This is a genomic window from Iodidimonas gelatinilytica, assembly GCF_008579125.1.
In the GTDB taxonomy this organism is placed as follows: Bacteria; Pseudomonadota; Alphaproteobacteria; order Sphingomonadales; family Rhodothalassiaceae; genus Iodidimonas; species Iodidimonas muriae.
Map to the genome: position 1 here is coordinate 287,714 of NZ_BKCL01000002.1, position 20,029 is coordinate 307,742.

A 20,029-nucleotide genomic window follows, 5' to 3' on the forward strand; every position below is an offset into this window, starting at 1 on the left:
TTTCTGAGCGGGATTATCCTTCGCCGAACAACAGGCCCCGGAACGCAAATCCCAGGAAGATCAGCCCCAGTGCCAAGGGGCACACATAGCGCAGCATGAACAGCCACAGGGCAAAGCCGAACTCGCTTTTCGGTGCCAGTTCGTCGCGGATGCTGATGCGCTTCATGCGCCAGCCCACAAAGACAGCCACCAAAAGTCCGCCCAATGGCATGATGATATTGTTGGTCAGGAAATCCAGATTATCCAGAACGGTGCCGCGTAAGAAGGTGACATCCGCCCAGTAATTGAAGGACAGGACAGAGCCGATCCCCAGAATGAAAATGGCAATGCCGCCACCGATGGCCGATTTGACGCGATTGATGCCGCGATGTTCTTCCAGCCATGCCACGATGGGTTCTAGCAGGGAAATTGCCGAGGTGAGTGCGGCAATGGCGAGCAGCAAGAAGAAGGCCCCACCCACAAGGATGCCGCCGGGCATTTGTGCAAAAGCGACAGGAAGGGTGATGAACACAAGGCCCGGTCCTGCGCCCGGTTCCAGCCCATATTGAAACACGATGGGGAAAATGGCCAAGCCAGCCAAAATCGCAACCGCGGTATCGGCCCCGGCAATGATGAAGGCGGATTTGGGCAAGGACACATCCCTAGGCACATAAGCGCCATAAGCCATGATCGAGCCAAGCGCCAAAGAGAGCGAGAAGAAGGCTTGTCCAAGCGCCTGGATAACGGTTTCCAATGTGACTTTTGAAAAATCGGGCTGGAACAAAAACTTGAAGGTAGAGGCCGCATCGCCCACAGCCATGGCATAGGTGACCAACAGGATCAGAATAGCGAACAGGGCAGGCATCAGCCATGTGACCGCTTTTTCCAGACCACCGTGAATCCCCCGCGCGACCACCGCAATGGTCAATCCCATGAAAATGGCATGCCATAATAAAAGGAGCGGGAAATTACCCGTTATGGAACCGAAATAATCCGCAGAATTACTGGCATCAAGGGTATCGATGGAGCCGGAGAAGCTATCCACCATATAAGAGAGCGTCAGCCCCGCGATCACCGAATAAAAGCTGAGCACAAGGAACGCGCCAATAACACCGGACCAGCCGGCGATGGACCAAAGGTTTGAACGCCCTTCTTGTTTGGCAACACTTCTCACCGCATTGGGGGGAGACATTTTCCCGCGCCGCCCCAGCGAGAGCTCTGCGATCATCACCGGCACGCCAATGCCGAATACAAAGGCCAGATAGATCAGGACAAAGGCGCCGCCGCCGCCTTCCCCTGCTTCATAGGGGAATTTCCAGATATTTCCCAAGCCTACGGCACTGCCGATGGCTGCAAACATAAAGGCGAGACGCGACGACCAGTTTTCGTGCGCTGCGGGAGCAGGCCCTGCCATGGATGAATCCTTCCCCATATCTTGTTTTATCTATGATGCCTTCATGGGCTTATCATTGCATAATGCCTCGGAAGACAGGCCGCTGCAACGGCGCAAAGAAAATACGCCCGTGCTGCATGCCGCCCTTTCCGCTGTGCGTTATTTGGTGCCGAAAAGCCGGTCGCCCACATCCCCCAGGCCGGGCATGATATAGCCTTTTTCATTCAATCCTTCATCAAGGGATGCGGTGAAAACAGGAACATCCGGGTGGGCATCTTGCAGGGCTTTCACCCCTTCCGGTGCGGATACAAGGCACAAAAAGCGGATATTGGTGGCGCCGGCTTCCTTGATCAGCGAAATGGCGGCAGCGGCGGAGTTGCCGGTGGCCAACATCGGATCCACCACCAGAACATGGCGTTCATCAAGGCCATGGGGCATTTTGAAATAGTATTTCACCGGCTGCAATGTGTCGTGATCGCGGTATAGCCCCACATGTCCGACACGTGCCGAGGGGACCAGATCCAGCAAGCCCTGAAGCAGGCCATCGCCCGCCCGCATGATCGAAACAAAGCAGGGCTTTTTGCCGGAGAGCTGCTTTTTCTGGGTGATGGCGAGTGGCGTTTCAATTTCCACATCTTCCAAAGGCAAATCGCGGGTCACTTCATAGGCCAGAAGCAAGCTGATTTCGCGCAATAATTGGCGGAATTGTGCCGATGATGTGCCGGTGCGGCGCATGATGGTCAGCTTATGCCGGATAAGTGGGTGGTCGATTACGGTTAAGCCATCCTGGTCTGTGCGCGTCATTGATTTCTCCCTCAACGCAGTTTCGTGCAATTGACCACTCCGCGCCGGTTCGATCAAGCAAGGATTGCGGCAATCGGGCTTTGAAGACGGGGTGATGTGAAATTCATGGCAGTTTTGATAAGTTTTGCTATAGTAAGGCATTAGAAAATCTAATGCATCAGCCGAGGCAATGACACGTCATGTTTTACCGATTTTTTCTGGAGCACCCGAAATCCGTCGGCGAAGGCTATTTCGCGCATATGGCTTCTGCCCTGAGTTTCGCGGTTTTATTGCTGACCGGAGCCGGCGTGTGTTTTGTTCACGCCTTTTTACCGGGATGTTTCACCAAAACCGGCAGCGCCATAGTGGGGCGGCTGCATGATAAAATGATACGCAGCCGCAGACGGCGACCGCAAAATGCCCAGTGTCCGGACCGGCCTATGGCCAGCTTCGATTATGTAATCTGAAGCATTAATTGTTCGGGCAGCCTATTTTCGGAGATGGTTTATGTCGGCGATGGACTTGGCAATTCTCGCCGCAGGGACCCTGTTTTATGCGGTTTTTTCCAAACGTCTGAATGATGGGCTGGTGACCCTGCCCATGGCCTTTGCCCTGTTCGGGTTTTTGGTGGGGGCCGACGGTTTTGATTTGGTGGCCTTCGATACGGGGCATGGCAGCATTCATTTATTGGCAGAGCTGACCTTGGCTCTTGTGCTGTTCAGCGATGCGGCCCGTTTGGATGTGAAAGAACTGTTGAACGGCAAGATTTTGGCGCTGCGTATGCTGCTGGTGGGGCTGCCTTTAGCTGTTTTGATCGGCGGTGTGTTGGCGCTGCTTTTATTCCCCGATGCCCCTCCCACGGCGGCGTTTTTGCTGGCGGCCATGCTCGCCCCCACCGATGCAGCCCTTGGGCAGGCGGTGCTGACAAACAAAGATGTGCCTTTGGAAACCCGCGAGGTGATGACGGCGGAAAGTGGCCTCAATGACGGCCTTGCTTTGCCTGCGGTGGTGATGTTTGCGATTTTGGCCTCGGCATCCGATGGCCCCGGCTCCTCCGGACCGGCGATGGCGCAATTTGCCGTCATGCAGATTGTTTTGGGCCCGCTGAGCGGGATCATCGTCGCATATCTTGGAGGGCATTTGATCGATTGGGCGGTGCGGTCCGGCACGGTCGCCAAGGCGTTGGAGGGGGTGGCGATGCTGGCCTTGGCGCTTTTGGCCTATGCCTTGGCCGAAAGCATTGGCGGCAATGGATTTTTAGCGGCTTTTTCGGCCGGGATTACCTTGGGCTGTACGGTGAAACACCGATGTGGAGCGCTGATTGATTTCATGGAGGAAGAAGGCCAAATCCTGACGGCCTTCACCTTTTTGCTGTTTGGCGCAACCTTGTTGCCGGACGGGCTGGCGGTGATGGGATGGGGCACTGTTCTTTATGCGCTGGCCAGCCTGTTTGTGGTGCGGGTTGTGGCGATCATGCTGTCTTTCATGGGAAGCAAGGTCGATTATCCCGGCCGGTTGTTCATGGGGTGGTTCGGGCCGCGCGGCCTTGCGTCGATCCTGTTCGCCTTGATGATCTTCGAGACATACGACGTGCCGTTTCATGCGGAATTGCAGGCATGTGTGATGCTGACCGTGGCATTTTCCATCGTTCTTCATGGCCTGTCGGCCACCCCCTTATCGCGGCTTTATGGGCGTTATATGGGCGGTGATTGCTAAGGTTTGGCCCGCTTCTGACCGCGCAAGGATTGCAAACCATAAGAGCTGAGGTTTTTTCGCCATGCTTGGGCCAATCCATCTGTCCGGTTGCAGCCGATTCCCTCAAAGGCGGATCGGTACATAAAAGAAAAGGCTCAGCCCAAAATGGCTAAGCCCTTGCTTTAAATGGTGGGCGCGGCAGGATTTGAACCTGCGACCCCTGCGGTGTGAACACAGTGCTCTACCCCTGAGCTACGCGCCCGCTCGTCACGGAGGCGCCTTATATAGCGGCTTCGGGGATGAGTGCAACCATTTTCCTGTGGCCCTTGCCAGATAAACACGCTAGATCGCCATAACTGGGCAGAAATGCTGTGAAAAGACGGTGAAAAGAGCGGATTGGCGATGACACTTTTCGTAACCCTGAGCCTGATGGGCGTTACACTTTTGGTTCTTGCGCTGACCACGCTTTTGTCCCGACGCGAATATGTGCCGGGAAAGCCGCCCTTGGTGCCTTATGGCTTTGTGCAGTTCGTGGCGATTTTGGTGCTTTTGATGCTGGCGGGTCATGTGATTACGCTGGTAACAGGCACGCCGTTCAAAGGCCGATTTTAATCCGTCTCGTCGTCTTTGAATACCACGCCCATTTGTGGCTTTGTATTCACCGACAATTCAAAAATATCGGGGCGGGAATAGTGTCCGGCGCTATCCAAGGCTTGGCGTTCGCGGGCCAAATGCCCCAGATCAAGCGGTGCCATGAGCCGGATTTCCCGATCATAAACGGGAGAGACACTATAGCAGCCATCGGGGGCGATAAGGGCGCTGCCGCCACGTTGGATCAGATCGCTGCCTTCAGGGGGCATAGAGCTCAGAATTTCCAAGGCTTGCGGCATATCGGGCTTTAAAGATGCAAAGCCATCCAGAACATGGTCTTTGGAAAGGATGCAGCCCGCTGCCGCCACAAAGCATCGGCCTTCAAAGGCATAGGCGCGGCTGGCCACCTGATGCATATCATTGACCGTGGGCCATTGGGCGATGTGGATGGCCTCGGTTTGCGCATGCATGGCGGCGCGGGCCAAGGGCATCCAATGTTCCCAGCAAATCAGGCTGCCAAGCACGCCCCACGGTGTTTCTTGTGTTTTAAGGGTAGAGCCGTCTCCGCGTCCCCAAACCAGCCGCTCAGTATAAGTGGGAACCAGCTTTCGGTGATAGATATAGGTGCCATCGGGCGCAAAGCCGAAACTGGTATTATAAAGCGTGCCGCCGCGCCGTTCATGGCTGCCGATCAGGATGTAACAGCCGGTGCGCCGGGCGGCATCGGCAAGGCGAGAGAGATATGCGTCTCCAAGCACCACGGCGTTTTGGGATAAAAGCTGATAAAGCTGCTTTGCTCCTTCTTGATTCCAAAGCGCCGCCTTGGGCGCTTCATCCAGCCATACCGGATAGCCCGGCAGCCAACATTCAGCGAAAGCGATGATGGTTGCCCCTTCTTTCGCGGCGGCTTCGATCTCCGAGATTGCCAGATCCACCGATGCCGGAAGATTCAGGAAGATCGGAGCGCGCTGGATGATCGCAAGGCACGGTTGGACGGGGGAGGATGGCGTGGCTTGGGTCATGGGGTAGCTCCCGGTTCTTTTGAGGTCGAATAGATGCGGCAGTGTTTATGAGTCGGCAAAAAAGAGCATCGTTCTTTTAGCATAAGCCCTGATGACAAGGCGTTTGCCCGATGGATATGCATTTTTTTGTCATTTTATAATCTCTTTTATAACAATCACTTAGTATAATTTTCATGCAAAAATCCTATTTCACATCAAAAAAATGCTTGAATTGCCGATTAGGTGTATTACATACCTAGTACACCGAGACGATAACTCGGTAAGAAAATACACAGTAACAAACCGACAGCCCCGAGGATAAAGCGATGATGATCGAAAACACAGCCACCAACGGATCAGCAAAACGTTCCATCCGTCGCCTTCGCCGCCGCCAGCGTTATCAACGTCTGGCCTAAGCATAGAAGCCCGAGTCACGACAGCAACATCCTGCCACAAGAGCAGATCAAAGATTGAAAGCGAGAACACAATGTTTGCCAGCACCCAAGCGCCCCGTCCTTCCACAGGATACAGCCAACGCCGTGATCGTCGCAGCCGCCGTTTTTCTGGCCGCTTGAGCCAACGCCTTGCTTCCTGACGGGATCTGCGATCGAAAAAGAAAAGGCCAGTTTCAGTGAGCGATATGCATGTCATAACGGGGCCGGGTGGCCCCGTTCTTTTTGCCATGGGCGCAGGATTTTAGCTTAGCGGGCGCGTGCGGCTTGGTTCCAGCTTGTGTCGTCTGTCAGGCTGGAAAGAAAGGCCATGGCATCATGGGCCGTTCGTTGCGGGTCTTCTTCCATCGGGATATGACCCAGATCTTCATAGACCAGAAGATGCGATTGCGGGATCTGTTCCGCCAAAGCCGTGCCCACTTCCAGTGGCAAAAGGGTGTCTTTCCCGCCCCATAGGATCAGGGTAGGACTGATGATCCGGCTTGGATCTACAGGGACATCGGGCGTGGCGAAATATTCCATCATGGCCTCACGCGATCCTTCCATCAGCAGCAAATGCCAATATCGATCCACCAGCGTTTCGGTGACGCGCTGTTTGTCGGCCATAACATTTTTCAAGCCTTCCCGGATAATGGCGCGCGGGGTTATCCATGTCATCAGATGGCGCAAGACCGGAGTGCGTGCCAAGGTAAATGCAAGGGGGACGGAGCGCGGGGGCATGGCTTCAGGATAATAACCCGATGAATCGATCAGGATTAATCCGGCAATCTTTTGCGGGTGCTGCAAGGCATAGGCGATGCTCATTTTTCCGCCCATGGAATTGCCGCCAAGAACAAAGCGTTCAAGGCTGGTCGCATCAACAATGGCATCAATGGCCGCGGTCATGCCGGAAATGCCATAATCATCGCCGGGGATGCGACCTGTGAGCCCATGGGCGGGCAGATCCAGAGTGATGACCCGGAATTGTGGGGCGAGACTATCAGCCCATCCTTCCCAACTATGTAAAGAAGCGCCAGAGCCATGCACCAAAACAACGGGCGGCGCATCAGCCGGGCCATAATCGCGGTAATGGATGCGTCCGCCATTGGGCAGATCGAGAAATCGGGAGGGGGCTTTGGCGTAATATTCTGTCAGAAGCGCGCGATCCAGATCAGGTGTGCCATAATTGAGCACGATCACACATAACAGAACAGCAAAAATGGCTATGGCCCATAGGCACCATTTTGCAAACGTCCACATTCTTCTCCCCCCGGTCATAGATGTGATGGCGCAAGAAACGGCGCTGGCCCGCCTATTCACGAATCACCATTTGGAGGTGGAATATAGCGTGCTGTTTCTCTGAAGGAAATCTAAAGAGGAGGGGATGTGGTCTTTTTTACAGCCATCCTGAAATTTCATTGCGAACCAGCGTTTCCAGCATCTCGATATGATCGGGATGATCATTGAGGCAAGGGACGCAGGAAAAATGCTCACCACCGGAAGCCATGAAAATGTCCCGGCCTTCTATGGCAAGCTCTTCCAGAGTTTCCACGCAATCGGATGCAAAACCCGGTGCGACCACCAAAACCTTTTTCATGCCTTTGGCGGGCAAGGCTTTCAAGCGTTCATCGGTATAGGGTTCGAGCCATTCCTTTGGTCCGAAGCGCGATTGAAAGGTGACCTGAAAATTTGTTTCATCCAAGTCAAGGGCTTCGCGCAGCAAGCGTCCGGTTTTCTGGCAATGGCAATGATAGGGATCGCCCTTGTCGAAATAGGCTTTGGGGATGCCGTGAAAAGATGCCAACAGCATATCCGGTTGCCATCCTTGTTCTGCGATGTGGCGGCGGACAGACGCGGCAAGGGCGGCAATATAAGCAGGGTGATCGTAATAGGGCGGGATTGTGCGAATGGCCGGTTGCCAGCGCCGTTTCATCAATTCGCGGAAAAGCTGGTCATGGACACTGGCGGTGGTGGTGGCGGAATATTGCGGATAAAGCGCCAATGTGACGATGCGGTCACAGCCCTGATCCTGAAGTTGTGTCAGCTTTTCACCGATGGAAGGTTGCCCATAGCGCATGGCCCAGGCCACCACCAGTCGGTCATCGTCCAACGCCTTGGCCAACCCTTCTCCCTGAGCGCGACTGAGGGTTAAAAGCGGGCTTTCGTCGCGTTCCCGGTTCCAGATGGCGCGATATGCCCGCGCCGATTTTTGCGGGCGAAAGGGCAAGATAAAAAGATTGAGAATCAGCTTCCAAACCAAGGGGTTCAGCTCGATGACCCTTTGGTCGGAAAGAAATTCCTTCAGATATCGCCGCATCGACCAATAATCAGTGCTTTGGGGGGTGCCCAAATTGACGATCAACACGCCAATGCGCCCGATTTTAACCGGCGGATGTCCGGCAGGCAGCGGGTTTGAGCTGGTTGTGGCTAAAGAAGGCGGTGACTTGGCCATCATATATGTCCCTGCGTTTTCCCAGTGACTGCCATATCCGTAGGAGTTTGTCTTGGGCGGAGAAGCGGAAAGGTTGAAAAAAGAGTGCCTTAGCTGAAGGCGGGGCCATGCAGCCATGCCACCAAGGCAATGCGGCGACCCGCGGTGACCGGGGTAACACGATGCAGCACGAAACTGGGAAAGACAATAGCTGTGCCGAGGCTGGCCGGGGCTTCGATCACGGTGCCTTCGCCGTTCAATTCCAATCGTCCGCCTTGGTATTCGGCTTCCGGTGTGATCTGCACGGAAACCGAGAGTTTGCGTGTACGGGTGGCAGGCGCCCGCCCGCGGTCGGCATGCCAGTCATAGGTTCCCAATTCGCTGCCATCATATCGGATAAGCTGCGCGCCTTCTTGAAAGCTGTCCAGCCGAAAGCCGAAAGACTGTTGATTGATGGATGATAACAGGCGGGCAAGACGTTCAAAAATCCAGGATGTTTCGGGTTGATCGTCCAGCCATGAAATGTCGCACGCGCGGATGGATCGAACCGTACCAAACCCTGAAAGATTTCCTGATTCTGTGGGAGAAAGGTCCATCAACTGACGTAATGTCTGGCACTCTTCAGCGCTGAATACATCTTGCTGTGCGACAAAAACCTCTCCGGAGCCCGTAAAGGGCGGGCGACCATTTGTGGAGTTCAGTGCGAAAGCAGAAGACATGACAGTCTTTCAAAAATGGATATTTGAAATACAATCAAACAATCCTGTGAAAGCTGCACATAAACACTTTCTTGCAAAGGTCAATCTTTAATACAGATTCCGATCATAAAGAACGAAAATGTTATGTAAAAAACGCATGACTAAAGGCAGCGTTATGCAAAAATCACATCTACTCCGGCGGATAAAAAAGTCCAAATGATAATGCGTTGGAGATGATCTCCGACTGCAACAGTCCAAAGGACCAAGACCATGCCGATGAAGACACAGAAACCGTCTCAATCTCAGCCGCAAGCGAAACCTGGTGCGCAAAAGCCCGCCCAAGCAAAGCCTGCCGGTAAGAAATAATCGGTAGAAATAGGGTGAAAGCCCTAAAGAAGAGCCGCCGGCAATCTGGCGGCTCTTTCTTTATGCTTCGCCCACAGGCGCTCTTTTTGCCGTTTGGTCTTCCCTATCGGCTTGGCAAAACAAGCGATAAAGGAGGGCGATCACCTCGCGCGTGCGGGCATCGCCAAGGCTGTAATAAATGGTTTGGCCATCCCGCTTCGTTTGCACCAGCCCTTCGCGCCGAAGAATCGCCAGATGCTGCGATAAGGTGGATTGCCGGAGGCCCAGCGCCTCGCTTAAGGCGCCAACAGATGACGGCCCCTCGCACAAACGACAAAGGACCATCAGCCGCCCATCATGAGCCAAAATGCGCAGAAATTCGCTGGCGGATTGGGCCGAGTGTTGCATATCTTGTAAATTCATATATTTGTATATACGTATATTAGAATATAGTATCAAGAACCTCTTTGGCGCGGAGATATCTATGACGGAATTCACCCCCTTTGCCGGGTTGGCCGGTGGTGCGATGATCGGTTTGTCCGCTGTATTAGCCATGTTGTTTTTCGGAAGAATCGCAGGGGTCAGTGGTATTCTGGGCGGGTTCTTCTCGCTCTCCGCATCCGAGCGGACATGGCGCGGCGGGTTTTTGCTGGGCTTGATTGCTGCGCCGTTGATCTATTGGGCGATGATGGAGGAAAAGCCCGAAATCACCATCCTGTTCCCCTACTGCTTGTGGTTCTGGGCGGATTTTTGGTTGGCGTGGGCACCATATTGGGGGGCGGCTGTACCAGCGGCCATGGTGTGTGCGGTGTGGCGCGCTTATCGCACCGTTCGGTCATTGCCACCATCAGCTTTATGGCCACAGGCATCGCCACGGTGTTTGTGATGCGTCATCTTTTGGGGATGTGGTGATGAAGAATTTTCTGGGAAGCTTCGTAATAGGCCTTTTGTTTGGATTGGGTCTTGTGGTTTCGATGATGGTGAACCCTTTGAAGGTTCTGGCCTTTCTTGATGTTGCCGGGGCGTGGGACCCAAGCCTTTTATTTGTAATGGGAGCAGCTTTGGCCGTGACCTTTATTGCTACCGCCTTGTTTTCAAACGCACAGCACCGCTTTGGGGGGCAGGGTTCAGCCTGCCCACGCGCCGCGATGTGGATCAGCGCTTGCTGATTGGCGCGTCTTTGTTCGGTATTGGTTGGGGATTGGTCGGCTTTTGCCCCGGCCCCGCCATCACCGCCTTGGCGGTGGGCGGCATGGAGGTGGTCTATTTCGGCTTGGCCATGGTTTTTGGCATGATCGTCACCCGCTTTATATTGCAAAGGCAGGCACAAAACGCATCTGCCTAAAGCCCTGTTTCCAGAAAGCGCTCGATGCGTTTGGCGACATGGGGCCAAGCGGGTTCCCCGATCAGCCAATGGCCGTAATCGGGGAATTCCACATAGCGTGCCCGGCCTTCAAAACGGCGCACCGCTGATCTGGCCCATTCTTTGGGTGTGATGCGGTCTTGTGCGCCCACAGCCACCAGAACAGGGATGCGGATACGGTCACGGTTGACGCAAGCGGCTTGATCGCCATCCAGATACCAAAGTGCCAGTTCAAAAAGTGCACGCCCCGATTCCCAGACATAATCTGCATATACGGCGCGGGCTTCTTCCAGAGGAACGCCCGCATTGAAGACGCTCCATCGGGCTTGCTCCCACGATGCTTTATGGGGTTTTTTCCAAAAGCCGGGGCGCAAGGTGGTTTTGAGAAAGCTGCGGGTCGGCTCCCAATAAAAGGGGAACATGCCCGATGACGGGGCGGGCGACAGGCAGATCAATTTGGACCCTAGGCCCCGTGCGGCCAATTTTTGTACCAAAAGCCCACCCATGGAATGGCCGATCAGGATGGCATCGCGGTCGAAGGCGATGATCTCTTTTTCCAGCGCATCGGTATAATCAATGAGGGAGGCGCACCCCAGCTTTGCGGGAGGCGGGCTGGCGGCGGAAATATCGTGCCAAGGCAATGTGGGGGTGAGCACGCGATGGCCGCGCTCTTCAAAATAAGCACGCAGCCGGTCCCAACAATTTCCCCGGCTCCACATGCCGTGGACCATGACGATAGGCGTCTTGTCGTTCATCCGGTGTGTCCCCACTTTATCCGGGCACAAGAATAGCGTGCCGGATGGACTTATGCCAGCCCGTCACCATTCCTGCATTTATGATTTGGTGTCCAGAATTCAAAACCCACCATATCCGGGCGGTTTCATCACACCACGCCCAGATCGGGATAATCGCCCGGGCCAAGCCCCTCGATATGGGTGGAATGGAAGGTTTCGATGGCGCTTTCCACCTTGGCGGAATCATTGAAACGGGCAATGTGGAAAAGCGCATCCCCTTCATTCACCACCGGCAGATTGGTGCGGCCGATCACAATTCCGGTCACTGGCGATATCACGCTGGCATCATGTTTGCCGATGGCATCGGAAATGGTGCCTAATGTATCGCCTTTTTCGATGCGGGTGCCTTGATGCACCTCTACCCGCAACAAGCCGTTTTTCGGCGCGCGAACCCATTGGGATTCACTGGCTTTGATGACCGAATGATCAAGGGAGGGTTTGCCGCCGATCATATCGAGCACCCGCATCACATTCAAAACGCCCCGCACTCCGGCACGGATGGCCAGGCTGTTGAACCGCAGGGCTTCTCCGGCTTCATAAAGCAGGGTTTTGACATTTTTTTCTGCAGCATATTGGCGCAAGGAACCATCGCGCATATTGGCATTGATCATCACCGGCGTGCCAAAGGCGCGGGCCATGATTTCGGTTTCCTGATCATCCAGATTGGCGCGGATATGCGGATGGTTGGTGCGATGATTGGCCCCGGTGTGCAGATCGATCCCGTGGGTGCAGCGGTCGATGATTTCGCTGGCGAACACATAGGCCAGCCTTGATGCCAAAGATCCGTGCTGGGAGCCGGGAAAAGACCGGTTGAGATCGCGCCGGTCGGGCAAATAACGGGTGTGGGTGGTGAAGCCGTAAACATTGACAATGGGCACGGCGATTAGGGTGCCGCGCATACGGTTGAGAGCGGAATGGGCCATCACCTGCCGGATGATTTCAATGCCGTTGATTTCATCTCCATGCACCGCGGCCGACAAGAATAATGTCGGTCCATCGCGCTTGGCATGCACCACATGCACCGGCATGGAAATGGGCATATAACTGGATTGGCTGGGAAGTGGCACATTCACATGGGTCCGCTCCCCGGCTTCCACCTCATGGCCGGCAAGAACAAAAGACGGTCGGACGCTTTTCGATTTTGTCATGACCGGTCCCGCTTAGCCTTTCCCCTTGGTTTTCGTCCGATGTGGACGGGCATCTTTTTCGATGAATTCAATGATTTTTCCTGCAATATCCAGATGCGTGGATTTCTCGATCCCTTCCAGCCCCGGTGAGGAATTCACTTCCATCACCAGCGGACCGCGATCGGACCGCAGCATATCCACACCGCACACATTGAGCCCCATGACTTTGGCCGCCTTGACAGCGGTGGCGCGCTCTGCCGGCGTGATTTTTACCGCATGGGCCGAGCCGCCCCGATGCAGATTGGAACGGAAATCACCTTCCGGCCCTTTGCGGCGCATAGAGGCCACCACTTTTTCGCCAACCACCAAGCAACGGATGTCTTCGTTGCCGGCTTCCTTGATGAATTCCTGCACCAGAATATGGGCTTCAAGGCCAGCAAAGGCATTAATCATGCTTTTCACCGCTGGCATGGTATCGCCCAGAACCACCCCCACACCCTGGGTGCCTTCTACCAGCTTGATCACCAGAGGCGGCCCTCCCATCATATGGATCAGATCATCGGTTTGCCTTGTACCATTGGCAACGCCGGTCACGGGCAGCTTTACCCCGCGTCGGGAAAGAAGCTGCATCGAACGCAATTTGTCTCTGGATCGGGAAATGGCGACCGATTCGTTCAAGGGATAAACCCCCATCACTTCGAACTGGCGCAAAACCGCAGTGCCGAAAAAGGTGATGGATGCACCGATCCGCGGGATAACCGCATCGAATTGGGGCATTTCTTCGCCTTTATAGCGCATTTCGGGGCGCACTTCGCCCATCTTCAGATACACCTTCATGGTGTCGATCCACTGAATCTCATGGCCGCGCTCTTTGGCGGCTTCCATCAGGCGCTGGTGGGAATACAGATTCGGATTACGGGCAAGCAGGGCGATACGCATGATAGATCTCCCAATTGGCTATAGTGAGCCTAACGGATATTCGGTGCAAATACCGATATTTTTTGCGCGTGCTCTTTGACCCAGTTCACTCCATGGCGCAATGGTGATTTTGCACGGATTTTCCCGCTCAATAGTTCCATGACCATCGGATGGAGACGGCATTTTCCTGGCTGGAGCTCATTTGGCTTCTTAGGCTGAGATTGCGGGTGAGCGCCCATTCCAATGTGCCGGTGGTGATCCCGGTTCCGGTTTCTGTTGCCACTTCGAAATAGACATTGTCGGTGAGATATTTCCCCCCCGTAATGCGTGGACCATTGGAGTTTTCATCGCCCATTTCGATATTCAGCCGATCCAGCCCCAAACCGGCCCGTGCGGCCCCCACCACATCCAGACCACCCCCGCCGGACAGGCTGGCAAGGGCCGAGGCAAGCTGCACCGCTTCCAAAGGCGTCAGATCCGCCACTGATTCTCCAAATAATAGCCGCGACAGGATTTCATCTTCGGGTAAGGACGGGGTGGATTGCAGGCTGAGAGACGGGGAAGAAACAGGACCGCTAAGGCTTAAAACCACATCAAGGCCATCGACGGTTTCCCGCGCCCGGATATCCAGAATGGGGTCGATTGTGGCCGCTCCGGTGAAAATGAGTTGCCCGCCATCCAGAGTGAAGCGTCGTCCGGCAAAATCGAAGGCGCCTTTTAGCAGCGAGGCCGTGCCTTCAATGAGCGGCGTTTCGGCATCGCCAAGAATTTTCAGATGCACTTCCCATTCGGAATCCAGCCCGCGCCCACGCACGAAAATACGGCGCGGCGCATCAATCTGGAAATCCAGCGCTACCGGCATGGCGGGTTCAAAAGCGGCTTCTTGTCCATCGGGAGTGTTTGGGCCGCCACCTTCGCTGGTGCGGATTTCCGTTACCTCGATGCTGGTTACATCATTGGGCAATGATTTGCTGATATCTACATCGGCCCGGCTGGGCTCAATGGTCCCTGATGCTGTCATTGTTTCGGGCGTTTTTTGAAACCGCAGATCTGCTGATGTTACCGCTTTCACATCAACGCGCCGGATCACGGTTACATCATTCAGCAGCAAATTTATATCGGTCAGGAAATCCCCGGTTTCATCAATTTCTGCCCAGCCAGAGCCTTTCAAGGTGCCGCCATTGCCATCTTGGGCGTCAAAGCGGGTGATGCTGAGCCTGCGGTCCGAAAGATCGGCGGCAAGGGTGATGTCGGTGGCCAGAAAACCGCTGCCAAGATGCTCATATCGGGTGTCGTTCAAGCGGATATCGCCGCTGATATCGGGATTATTCAATAAGCCGCCGATTTGCAGATCCGCATGCAAGGTGCCACTGGCCTCATGTTCGGGCAAGGTGACCAGCATGAACAGGGAGGCCAATGCTCCATCCCAGGAAAGCTGCCCTTCAAGGGGGGCATCGGCCTTCGGGGCATAGTTGCCCGCCCTTAGATCAAGTGCCAAAGGCATGCGGAGGCTCAGATCGGCACGCATGGCTTCTTGGGCGCTGGCCTCGCCTTTGATGCTGAACAGACCATCGGTCAATTGCCCGTCGATGGTGGCGGAAAAAGGCGGGGTTGTGGCAAATCCCGTTATGGCCGGGGTCACATCCAAAAGCGCCAAGTGCATCTCGGCGGTGGCCGGGCCGTCGGTTTGCTCAACAGATAAACGCGCGTTGATTGTGCCGGTGGGAAGCAGGCGCGGGGCCGCCACATTCACCAGTTCCAATGGCACCGACAGGAGATCGAGACTCCCGTGGATACGCTCTGGGCCATAGCGTGCGGTGCCGGAAATCTGGCCTTGAGATATCTGCATCCGGAAAGGCGCGATCTGCCACAGATCGCCGGTCTGTTGCGCCACGATGGGGGCAGGGGTTTTGATATCTTCCCCGAATAAAGTGCCATCCAGATCAAGGCTGATGGTTTGGCTATCCGCATCTTTGCCCCAATCCACCGCGCCCTTCAGGCTTAAAGGGCCGCGCCAATCCCCATCGGCCTCGCCACTGATATGCAGGCGTTTGCTATCCCCTTGGGCGGTGATGCCTGCGTTGGCAAGGCGGGTGAAGCCCATAGCAAAATCTGTGATCGAAAATTGGGCATCGATATAGGGCAAGGCATCGGTCAAGCGCAGTGTGGCATCAAGATTGATGGCTTCGATTTCCATCAATTCTGTGCTGGCAGAGGGGATGGTCAGATTTTCGCCTGCCCCTTCAAGACGAAGGGCTTGTTCGCCGTTCTGTGCTGAAAAGGCGGCGGTGAAGTTCATATCCCCTTGCAGGCCATAGCGTTGGCTTTGCGGCAGTTTTGAGAGATCGCCGGAGGCGCCGGCCAAGGTGCCGCGCACAAGCCCGTCGGTCCCATAAGCAAGGGCTCCTTCGATTTCCGCCCCCCCAAGGGCCAGAAAGACCAATGGCATATCAATGACGCCATTCTCTGCCATTGCCGCCCGCCCTTCGATGCGTAAGGGGCCAAGGCTGCTATCGGCACCCAGCCGAAGCTCCATATGCGGCTGGCTTACCAGATCCGTTGCCAAGGCATCCAGATGCAGGTTGAGCAATCGATAGCCTTGCACATCAAGCTGCGCCAGATCGGCTGTTGCAGCCAGTACGGGTTGATCAAAGGAGCCGGAGAGAGCGCCTTCCAGAACCAGTCCGCCATCTATATCGGTGGGGCCGGATAGACCCAGAAGCGATAGATCGGTGAACCCAAGGCGGTAAGTGATATCCAGATCCTGCGCCGTGATATCCGCCAGCCCTTGCGCAAAAACATCAAGCCCCGCCCCTGAGATCTGTGCCGACAGGATGCGCACCGTGCTGCCGGGGCTGAACTGGATATGCGATTCAAAGTGCGGGGTTTCTCCCAGCAACAGGCCAAGGCTTTCTTGCTTTGCGCTTATAGCTTCCCCGTTCATGGTCAGCTGAACGGTGATGGGATCGGCGTCATTGGCACGGGCAAGGCCGATCCGGGCCTCGATCTGTCCATCAAGCGGCAAGGCGGTGGGCAAAGGCAGACGCGACAGGGCCGTTATTTGGGCCGTCAGATCCAGCGCCAATGTTTGTGCGGTTAAAGCATAGTCCCCCGTGCCGGTGATGCTCAGCCCCGGAGCGTCTATCCGGGCGTGCGCGATATGGGCGCTGGCCGCTTCCAGATCATAGCGCCCGTTCACAGCCAAATCCGTGTCAAATTCCGCCAGATCGGGCTGATCCGGAAAGGAAAGACCGCTAATTTTTCCTGAAGATTCGATCGGGATTGCGGACTTTTCAAAACCGCCGGAAAGCTGCAATCGGGCCTGTGTGGCTTTTGCCGCATTGTCCCATTGGGGGGCATCGATCACCAATCGGGCCGTCCATAAGGGAGCTTCGAAAGTGCCTGAAAGCGTGCCATCCAGGATTGCCCCGTCATGGCGCATGGGCAGATCCAGTAGCTTCGCCCCGGCATTCTGATCGAGCGTGAGATGGTATTGAAGGTCAAGCGTTTGGCTGTTTTCGGTGTGGATTTTGCCATCCACCAGAATATTCCCTTTGGCAAAGCCCAAAGCCGCGGTGACGGGAATGATGTCGGTGTCATCAAGATCGGCAACAACCGAAAGGCTGATGGTGGGGCTGAGCCAATCCGCATAGGGGGCGTCCACCAGCCCCGATTGTGCGGCATCACCTTCGATGGACAACCGCCCGTTTTCAACCAGAATACCCGCATCATAACGGGCGCGTTTACCATATTGGGCGTCCAGACTGCCCACCCAGTCGCTGAAGGTGCCGCCGCCATCAATATGCAGGCGGGCCGGTTCTTGCGGGGCAATGTTCAAGGCATGGGCGATGATCCCATCCGGTGGCCCCACCATATCCAGCGTCACATCAAGGCGTTGTAAAGTTTCATCATAGGAGAGATCGGCGGTGATGCTGTCGGGCGCATCTGTTGCCTGTTTGCTGCCGAATGTGGAAAGCTGGCCGTTCAGGCGCTTGTCGCTCAATGCCAAATCCTGCCCTGAAGCCTCAAGTGCTGCGGCTTGGCCCAATATGGGGGCATCCAGCAAAATCTGGCCGATGCTGAATTGGGCCACGGAGATGCTGACCGGCAGTTCGGGCAAGCGCGGCAGGCGCACCGGTGCGCCGGACGTTTGTGCTTCGGGGGATGATTGGGGCAAGCGCGTCATTCGAATGTCGTGGATGGCAAGGGTGCCAATATCCACATGCCTGTCCCACAAGGCTTTTGCGCGCCATTCCAGGCGAACATCATTGGCCACCAGATAAGCCCCATCCGTATCGGACAGGGTGATGCTATCGATGCGAAAATCGGAAAAAAGCTGCCCGCGAAGGGTGCCGATTTCCACGCCGCTTTCCGCCAATATGTCGTTCAAGGTGGCGCATAACCAAAATTTTCCGGCCTTGCTATCCAGCCATAGGACCGCCGCCACCATCAGCCCGATCAACACGCCCGCCAGCGCCAAAACGCCGACAAGGGCGATGCGCCAGCGGCGCTGCCATGGCTTTTTGGGGCTGTCAGAATGTGGCGCGGCGTCGTTCAAAAGCTTTGTCCCAGGCTGATATAAAACTGGATACGGTTATCGCCGGGGCGGCGATTGATGGGCGTTGCAATGTCCACCCGGATCGGCGCAAAGGAGGTATAATATCGAAAGCCCAGACCGGCGCCCCAGCGTAAATCGCCAAATTGCGGTGTGGTGCTTTCGGTGACTTCCCCCACATCGATGAACGGCACAATCCCAAAGTCTTCGCCAATGCGAAAACGGGCTTCAAACGAGGCTTCGAACAAGGACCGTCCGCCCAAGGGTTGGCCGTCCTCGGCCAAGGGGCCGACATCTTGGAAGCCAAAGCCGCGAACCGAGCCGCCGCCACCGGAAAAAAAGCGCCGATTGGCAGGAAGGCGTTCGTTTTCGGCTCCGATGATCGACCCCACAGCCACACGGGCCGCCAGAAGGATGTCTTTGTTTTTGTCCATTGCCAGATAGCTGCTGGCATCAAATGCGGTTTTATAAAAGCTGAAAAAGCCGCTTTGTTCCGCCAGATGCGGGGCAATGGCCAGGCGGGCATAAAGACCATAGGTGGGATCGAGCACGGAATCGCGGTTGTCAAAGGTGGCGCTTAGGGGAAGGGAGGCCAGCAAGAAGGTCCGGCGCTCGTCGTTTTCTTTCACATCGGTGAAGCTGAGATCCGTTGCCACGCCGAATTGCCAATAACGACCTATGGCCCGGTCCAGCCCGGCACGGATATTCAGTTCCAGACTGTCAAAGGCATCGGTGTTTTCCCGAATGGCCCCAACACGCCCCGTCAGATATTGATCGCGGCGTAAAAAATTGGGTTTGCGAATGTCGGCCACTAAAGATTGCTCGATTTCGGCAATCTTGGCCGTCAGCGTCAGCCGTTCGTTTGCGCCGAAGAAATTTCGATGCTCCCATGTGGCATCCCCGCCGAATCCTTCACTGGTGGAAAAGCCCGCCCCCAGAGAAATGGTGCGCTGATCGGTTTCGATCACAGTGATTTTCATCTCGGGCGCGATGGTTTCTGTGTGGGCGCGTAAATCTGCCAAAGGGTCAGAAAATTGAATACGCACGCTGCCAAACAAGCGGCTGGAAATCAGCGTGCGGCGGAAGCTTTCCACCTGTGCCTGATCGTAGGGGGCACCGGATTCCCACGGCACAAGGCGGCGTAAATAGCCTTCTTTGATCGTTTCAAGGCCATCGAATCGAACATTGCCAAAGCGCATGGCCGGGCCGGTATCGAAACGATAGGTGATGCGGGCGCTATCCGTATCATGGTCGATCACCACACGACGGGTGGCGGTGCGGGCAAGCGGATAGCCAAGCTGCGGCAGGGCGGAAAGAATGGCCGTTTCTGCCAGAACAATATCTTCTGCGCGGGCCGGATCGCCGGGGGCCAAAGTCATGGCGGCCTTTAAGGCTTCCACCACATTTTCTTCAGGGCGCACGCCGGGAAAGGCGAGATCCACCAGGCCGATTTTATATTGCTTGCCGGTGAAAATGCGCATGGTAATGGCCACCGGGCTTTGGGAACTGTCGATTTGGTGGCTGATGCTGGCATTATAATATCCTTCGGATCGCAGGGCCTTTTCAAAGGTTTTGAGATCTTGCTCCAGCCGTGCCCGCAAAGCCCCATAAGAACGTGGTGGGCTTTTCTTGTCTTTTATCAGGATGGAAAGCCCTTCAAGCCGGGTTTTTAAACTGCCCGTAATGCCGGTAAGGCTCAGATCATAGGGAATATTGTTCGGGTTTCGCGCGGCCTGCCCATTGGTTTGAGCCGAAATCTGCACAGATGTCACCATGCCCGCCACCATAAGGCAGACCATCAAAGACAGCAGCGGCACGATAGGGCGCAGAGAATACATAGGGTTGAACTGTCGGACTTTCTTTGCTTTTGAACGCTTGGGACTATCAAGACGATGTGTGATGGCAATTTTACGGCAATGGTTTGC

General features: G+C 55.4%; 15 protein-coding genes, 1 tRNA gene and 2 pseudogenes. 5 read left to right on the forward strand and 13 right to left on the reverse strand.

Translation table 11 applies throughout. The features are described 5' to 3' along the window. Positions 1 to 13: 13 nt before the first annotated feature. Together JCM17844_RS04385 and upp are read right to left on the reverse strand one after the other, a co-directional pair. The gene (locus JCM17844_RS04385) at positions 14 to 1,393 is read right to left on the reverse strand and encodes a sodium-dependent transporter (protein WP_210431347.1); all 1,380 of its coding nucleotides are present in this window, start codon (positions 1,391 to 1,393) and stop codon (positions 14 to 16) included. A gap of 138 nt (positions 1,394 to 1,531) precedes the next feature. Next, a complete protein-coding gene (gene upp, locus JCM17844_RS04390) occupies positions 1,532 to 2,176 on the reverse strand; it encodes a uracil phosphoribosyltransferase (RefSeq protein ID WP_149999837.1) in 645 nt (214 codons plus the stop codon). 179 nt (positions 2,177 to 2,355) lie between these two features. Between upp and JCM17844_RS04395 the strand changes: the two genes are divergently transcribed. Together JCM17844_RS04395 and JCM17844_RS04400 are read left to right on the forward strand one after the other, a co-directional pair. Further along, complete coding sequence (locus tag JCM17844_RS04395; RefSeq protein WP_149999838.1) at positions 2,356 to 2,622, forward strand: DUF6356 family protein; 267 nt, start codon at positions 2,356 to 2,358, stop codon at positions 2,620 to 2,622. A gap of 40 nt (positions 2,623 to 2,662) precedes the next feature. Continuing rightward, positions 2,663 to 3,871 carry a cation:proton antiporter gene (locus JCM17844_RS04400; protein WP_149999839.1) on the forward strand — a complete coding sequence of 403 codons (1,209 nt, stop codon included), beginning with the start codon at positions 2,663 to 2,665 and terminating at the stop codon, positions 3,869 to 3,871. Between the two features lie 166 nt (positions 3,872 to 4,037). Here JCM17844_RS04400 and JCM17844_RS04405 read toward each other — a convergent pair. Then, positions 4,038 to 4,112, reverse strand: a tRNA-Val gene (locus JCM17844_RS04405). A gap of 140 nt (positions 4,113 to 4,252) precedes the next feature. On the opposite strand from JCM17844_RS04405, the gene JCM17844_RS04410 reads away from it, so the two are divergent. After that, positions 4,253 to 4,462 carry a hypothetical protein gene (locus tag JCM17844_RS04410; protein ID WP_149999840.1) on the forward strand — a complete coding sequence of 70 codons (210 nt, stop codon included), beginning with the start codon at positions 4,253 to 4,255 and terminating at the stop codon, positions 4,460 to 4,462. Here JCM17844_RS04410 and JCM17844_RS04415 read toward each other — a convergent pair. The 5 genes from JCM17844_RS04415 to JCM17844_RS04435 form a co-directional block, all read right to left on the reverse strand. Then, positions 4,459 to 5,463, reverse strand: a complete 1,005-nt coding sequence (locus tag JCM17844_RS04415; protein ID WP_149999841.1) for a carbon-nitrogen hydrolase family protein — start codon at positions 5,461 to 5,463, stop codon at positions 4,459 to 4,461. The genes JCM17844_RS04410 and JCM17844_RS04415 overlap by 4 nt on opposite strands. 680 nt (positions 5,464 to 6,143) lie before the next feature. After that, a complete protein-coding gene (locus JCM17844_RS04420) occupies positions 6,144 to 7,133 on the reverse strand; it encodes an alpha/beta fold hydrolase (protein WP_210431348.1) in 990 nt (329 codons plus the stop codon). Positions 7,134 to 7,269: 136 nt separating this feature from the next. Then, positions 7,270 to 8,325, reverse strand: a complete 1,056-nt coding sequence (hemH, locus tag JCM17844_RS04425) for a ferrochelatase (RefSeq protein WP_149999904.1) — start codon at positions 8,323 to 8,325, stop codon at positions 7,270 to 7,272. Between the two features lie 89 nt (positions 8,326 to 8,414). After that, positions 8,415 to 9,023, reverse strand: a complete 609-nt coding sequence (locus tag JCM17844_RS04430) for a 2OG-Fe(II) oxygenase (RefSeq protein ID WP_149999843.1) — start codon at positions 9,021 to 9,023, stop codon at positions 8,415 to 8,417. A 405-nt stretch (positions 9,024 to 9,428) separates the two neighbouring features. Continuing rightward, a complete protein-coding gene (locus JCM17844_RS04435) occupies positions 9,429 to 9,755 on the reverse strand; it encodes an ArsR/SmtB family transcription factor (RefSeq protein ID WP_210431350.1) in 327 nt (108 codons plus the stop codon). A 76-nt stretch (positions 9,756 to 9,831) separates the two neighbouring features. On the opposite strand from JCM17844_RS04435, the pseudogene JCM17844_RS16860 reads away from it, so the two are divergent. Both JCM17844_RS16860 and JCM17844_RS04445 read left to right on the forward strand, forming a co-directional pair. Then, positions 9,832 to 10,259: pseudogene (locus JCM17844_RS16860) on the forward strand (YeeE/YedE family protein). Between the two features lie 65 nt (positions 10,260 to 10,324). Further along, positions 10,325 to 10,692 (forward strand): annotated as a pseudogene (locus JCM17844_RS04445) (DUF6691 family protein). Here the strand turns inward: JCM17844_RS04445 and JCM17844_RS04450 are convergent. From JCM17844_RS04450 to JCM17844_RS04470, 5 genes are all read right to left on the reverse strand, one after another. Further along, positions 10,689 to 11,465: an alpha/beta hydrolase gene (locus JCM17844_RS04450; RefSeq protein ID WP_149999845.1), complete on the reverse strand. Its 777-nt coding sequence runs from the start codon at positions 11,463 to 11,465 to the stop codon at positions 10,689 to 10,691. The pseudogene JCM17844_RS04445 and the gene JCM17844_RS04450 sit on opposite strands and share 4 nt — an antisense overlap. Before the next feature lie 128 nt (positions 11,466 to 11,593). Beyond that, positions 11,594 to 12,652, reverse strand: coding sequence for a succinylglutamate desuccinylase/aspartoacylase family protein (locus JCM17844_RS04455; RefSeq protein ID WP_149999846.1), 1,059 nt, complete (start codon positions 12,650 to 12,652; stop codon positions 11,594 to 11,596). 12 nt (positions 12,653 to 12,664) lie between these two features. Next, on the reverse strand, positions 12,665 to 13,570 hold the full coding sequence (gene rimK / locus JCM17844_RS04460) for a 30S ribosomal protein S6--L-glutamate ligase (RefSeq protein ID WP_149999847.1): 906 nt from the start codon (positions 13,568 to 13,570) through the stop codon (positions 12,665 to 12,667). A 127-nt stretch (positions 13,571 to 13,697) separates the two neighbouring features. Continuing rightward, positions 13,698 to 18,107 carry a translocation/assembly module TamB domain-containing protein gene (locus JCM17844_RS04465; protein WP_149999848.1) on the reverse strand — a complete coding sequence of 1,470 codons (4,410 nt, stop codon included), beginning with the start codon at positions 18,105 to 18,107 and terminating at the stop codon, positions 13,698 to 13,700. After that, complete coding sequence (locus tag JCM17844_RS04470; RefSeq protein WP_149999849.1) at positions 18,104 to 19,942, reverse strand: autotransporter assembly complex protein TamA; 1,839 nt, start codon at positions 19,940 to 19,942, stop codon at positions 18,104 to 18,106. The genes JCM17844_RS04465 and JCM17844_RS04470 overlap by 4 nt, the downstream gene beginning before the upstream one ends. Between the last annotated feature and the right edge of the window lie 87 nt (positions 19,943 to 20,029).

Bases quoted from the DNA above. Each gene is read 5' to 3' on its own strand.
- JCM17844_RS04385 (WP_210431347.1), bottom strand. From the start codon at position 1,393: ATGGCAGGGCCTGCTCCCGCAGCGCACGAAAACTGGTCGTCGCGTCTC.
- upp (WP_149999837.1), bottom strand. From the start codon at position 2,176: ATGACGCGCACAGACCAGGATGGCTTAACCGTAATCGACCACCCACTT.
- JCM17844_RS04395 (WP_149999838.1), top strand. From the start codon at position 2,356: ATGTTTTACCGATTTTTTCTGGAGCACCCGAAATCCGTCGGCGAAGGC.
- JCM17844_RS04400 (WP_149999839.1), top strand. From the start codon at position 2,663: ATGTCGGCGATGGACTTGGCAATTCTCGCCGCAGGGACCCTGTTTTAT.
- JCM17844_RS04410 (WP_149999840.1), top strand. From the start codon at position 4,253: ATGACACTTTTCGTAACCCTGAGCCTGATGGGCGTTACACTTTTGGTT.
- JCM17844_RS04415 (WP_149999841.1), bottom strand. From the start codon at position 5,463: ATGACCCAAGCCACGCCATCCTCCCCCGTCCAACCGTGCCTTGCGATC.
- JCM17844_RS04420 (WP_210431348.1), bottom strand. From the start codon at position 7,133: ATGTGGACGTTTGCAAAATGGTGCCTATGGGCCATAGCCATTTTTGCT.
- hemH (WP_149999904.1), bottom strand. From the start codon at position 8,325: ATGGCCAAGTCACCGCCTTCTTTAGCCACAACCAGCTCAAACCCGCTG.
- JCM17844_RS04430 (WP_149999843.1), bottom strand. From the start codon at position 9,023: ATGTCTTCTGCTTTCGCACTGAACTCCACAAATGGTCGCCCGCCCTTT.
- JCM17844_RS04435 (WP_210431350.1), bottom strand. From the start codon at position 9,755: ATGCAACACTCGGCCCAATCCGCCAGCGAATTTCTGCGCATTTTGGCT.
- JCM17844_RS04450 (WP_149999845.1), bottom strand. From the start codon at position 11,465: ATGAACGACAAGACGCCTATCGTCATGGTCCACGGCATGTGGAGCCGG.
- JCM17844_RS04455 (WP_149999846.1), bottom strand. From the start codon at position 12,652: ATGACAAAATCGAAAAGCGTCCGACCGTCTTTTGTTCTTGCCGGCCAT.
- rimK (WP_149999847.1), bottom strand. From the start codon at position 13,570: ATGCGTATCGCCCTGCTTGCCCGTAATCCGAATCTGTATTCCCACCAG.
- JCM17844_RS04470 (WP_149999849.1), bottom strand. From the start codon at position 19,942: ATGTATTCTCTGCGCCCTATCGTGCCGCTGCTGTCTTTGATGGTCTGC.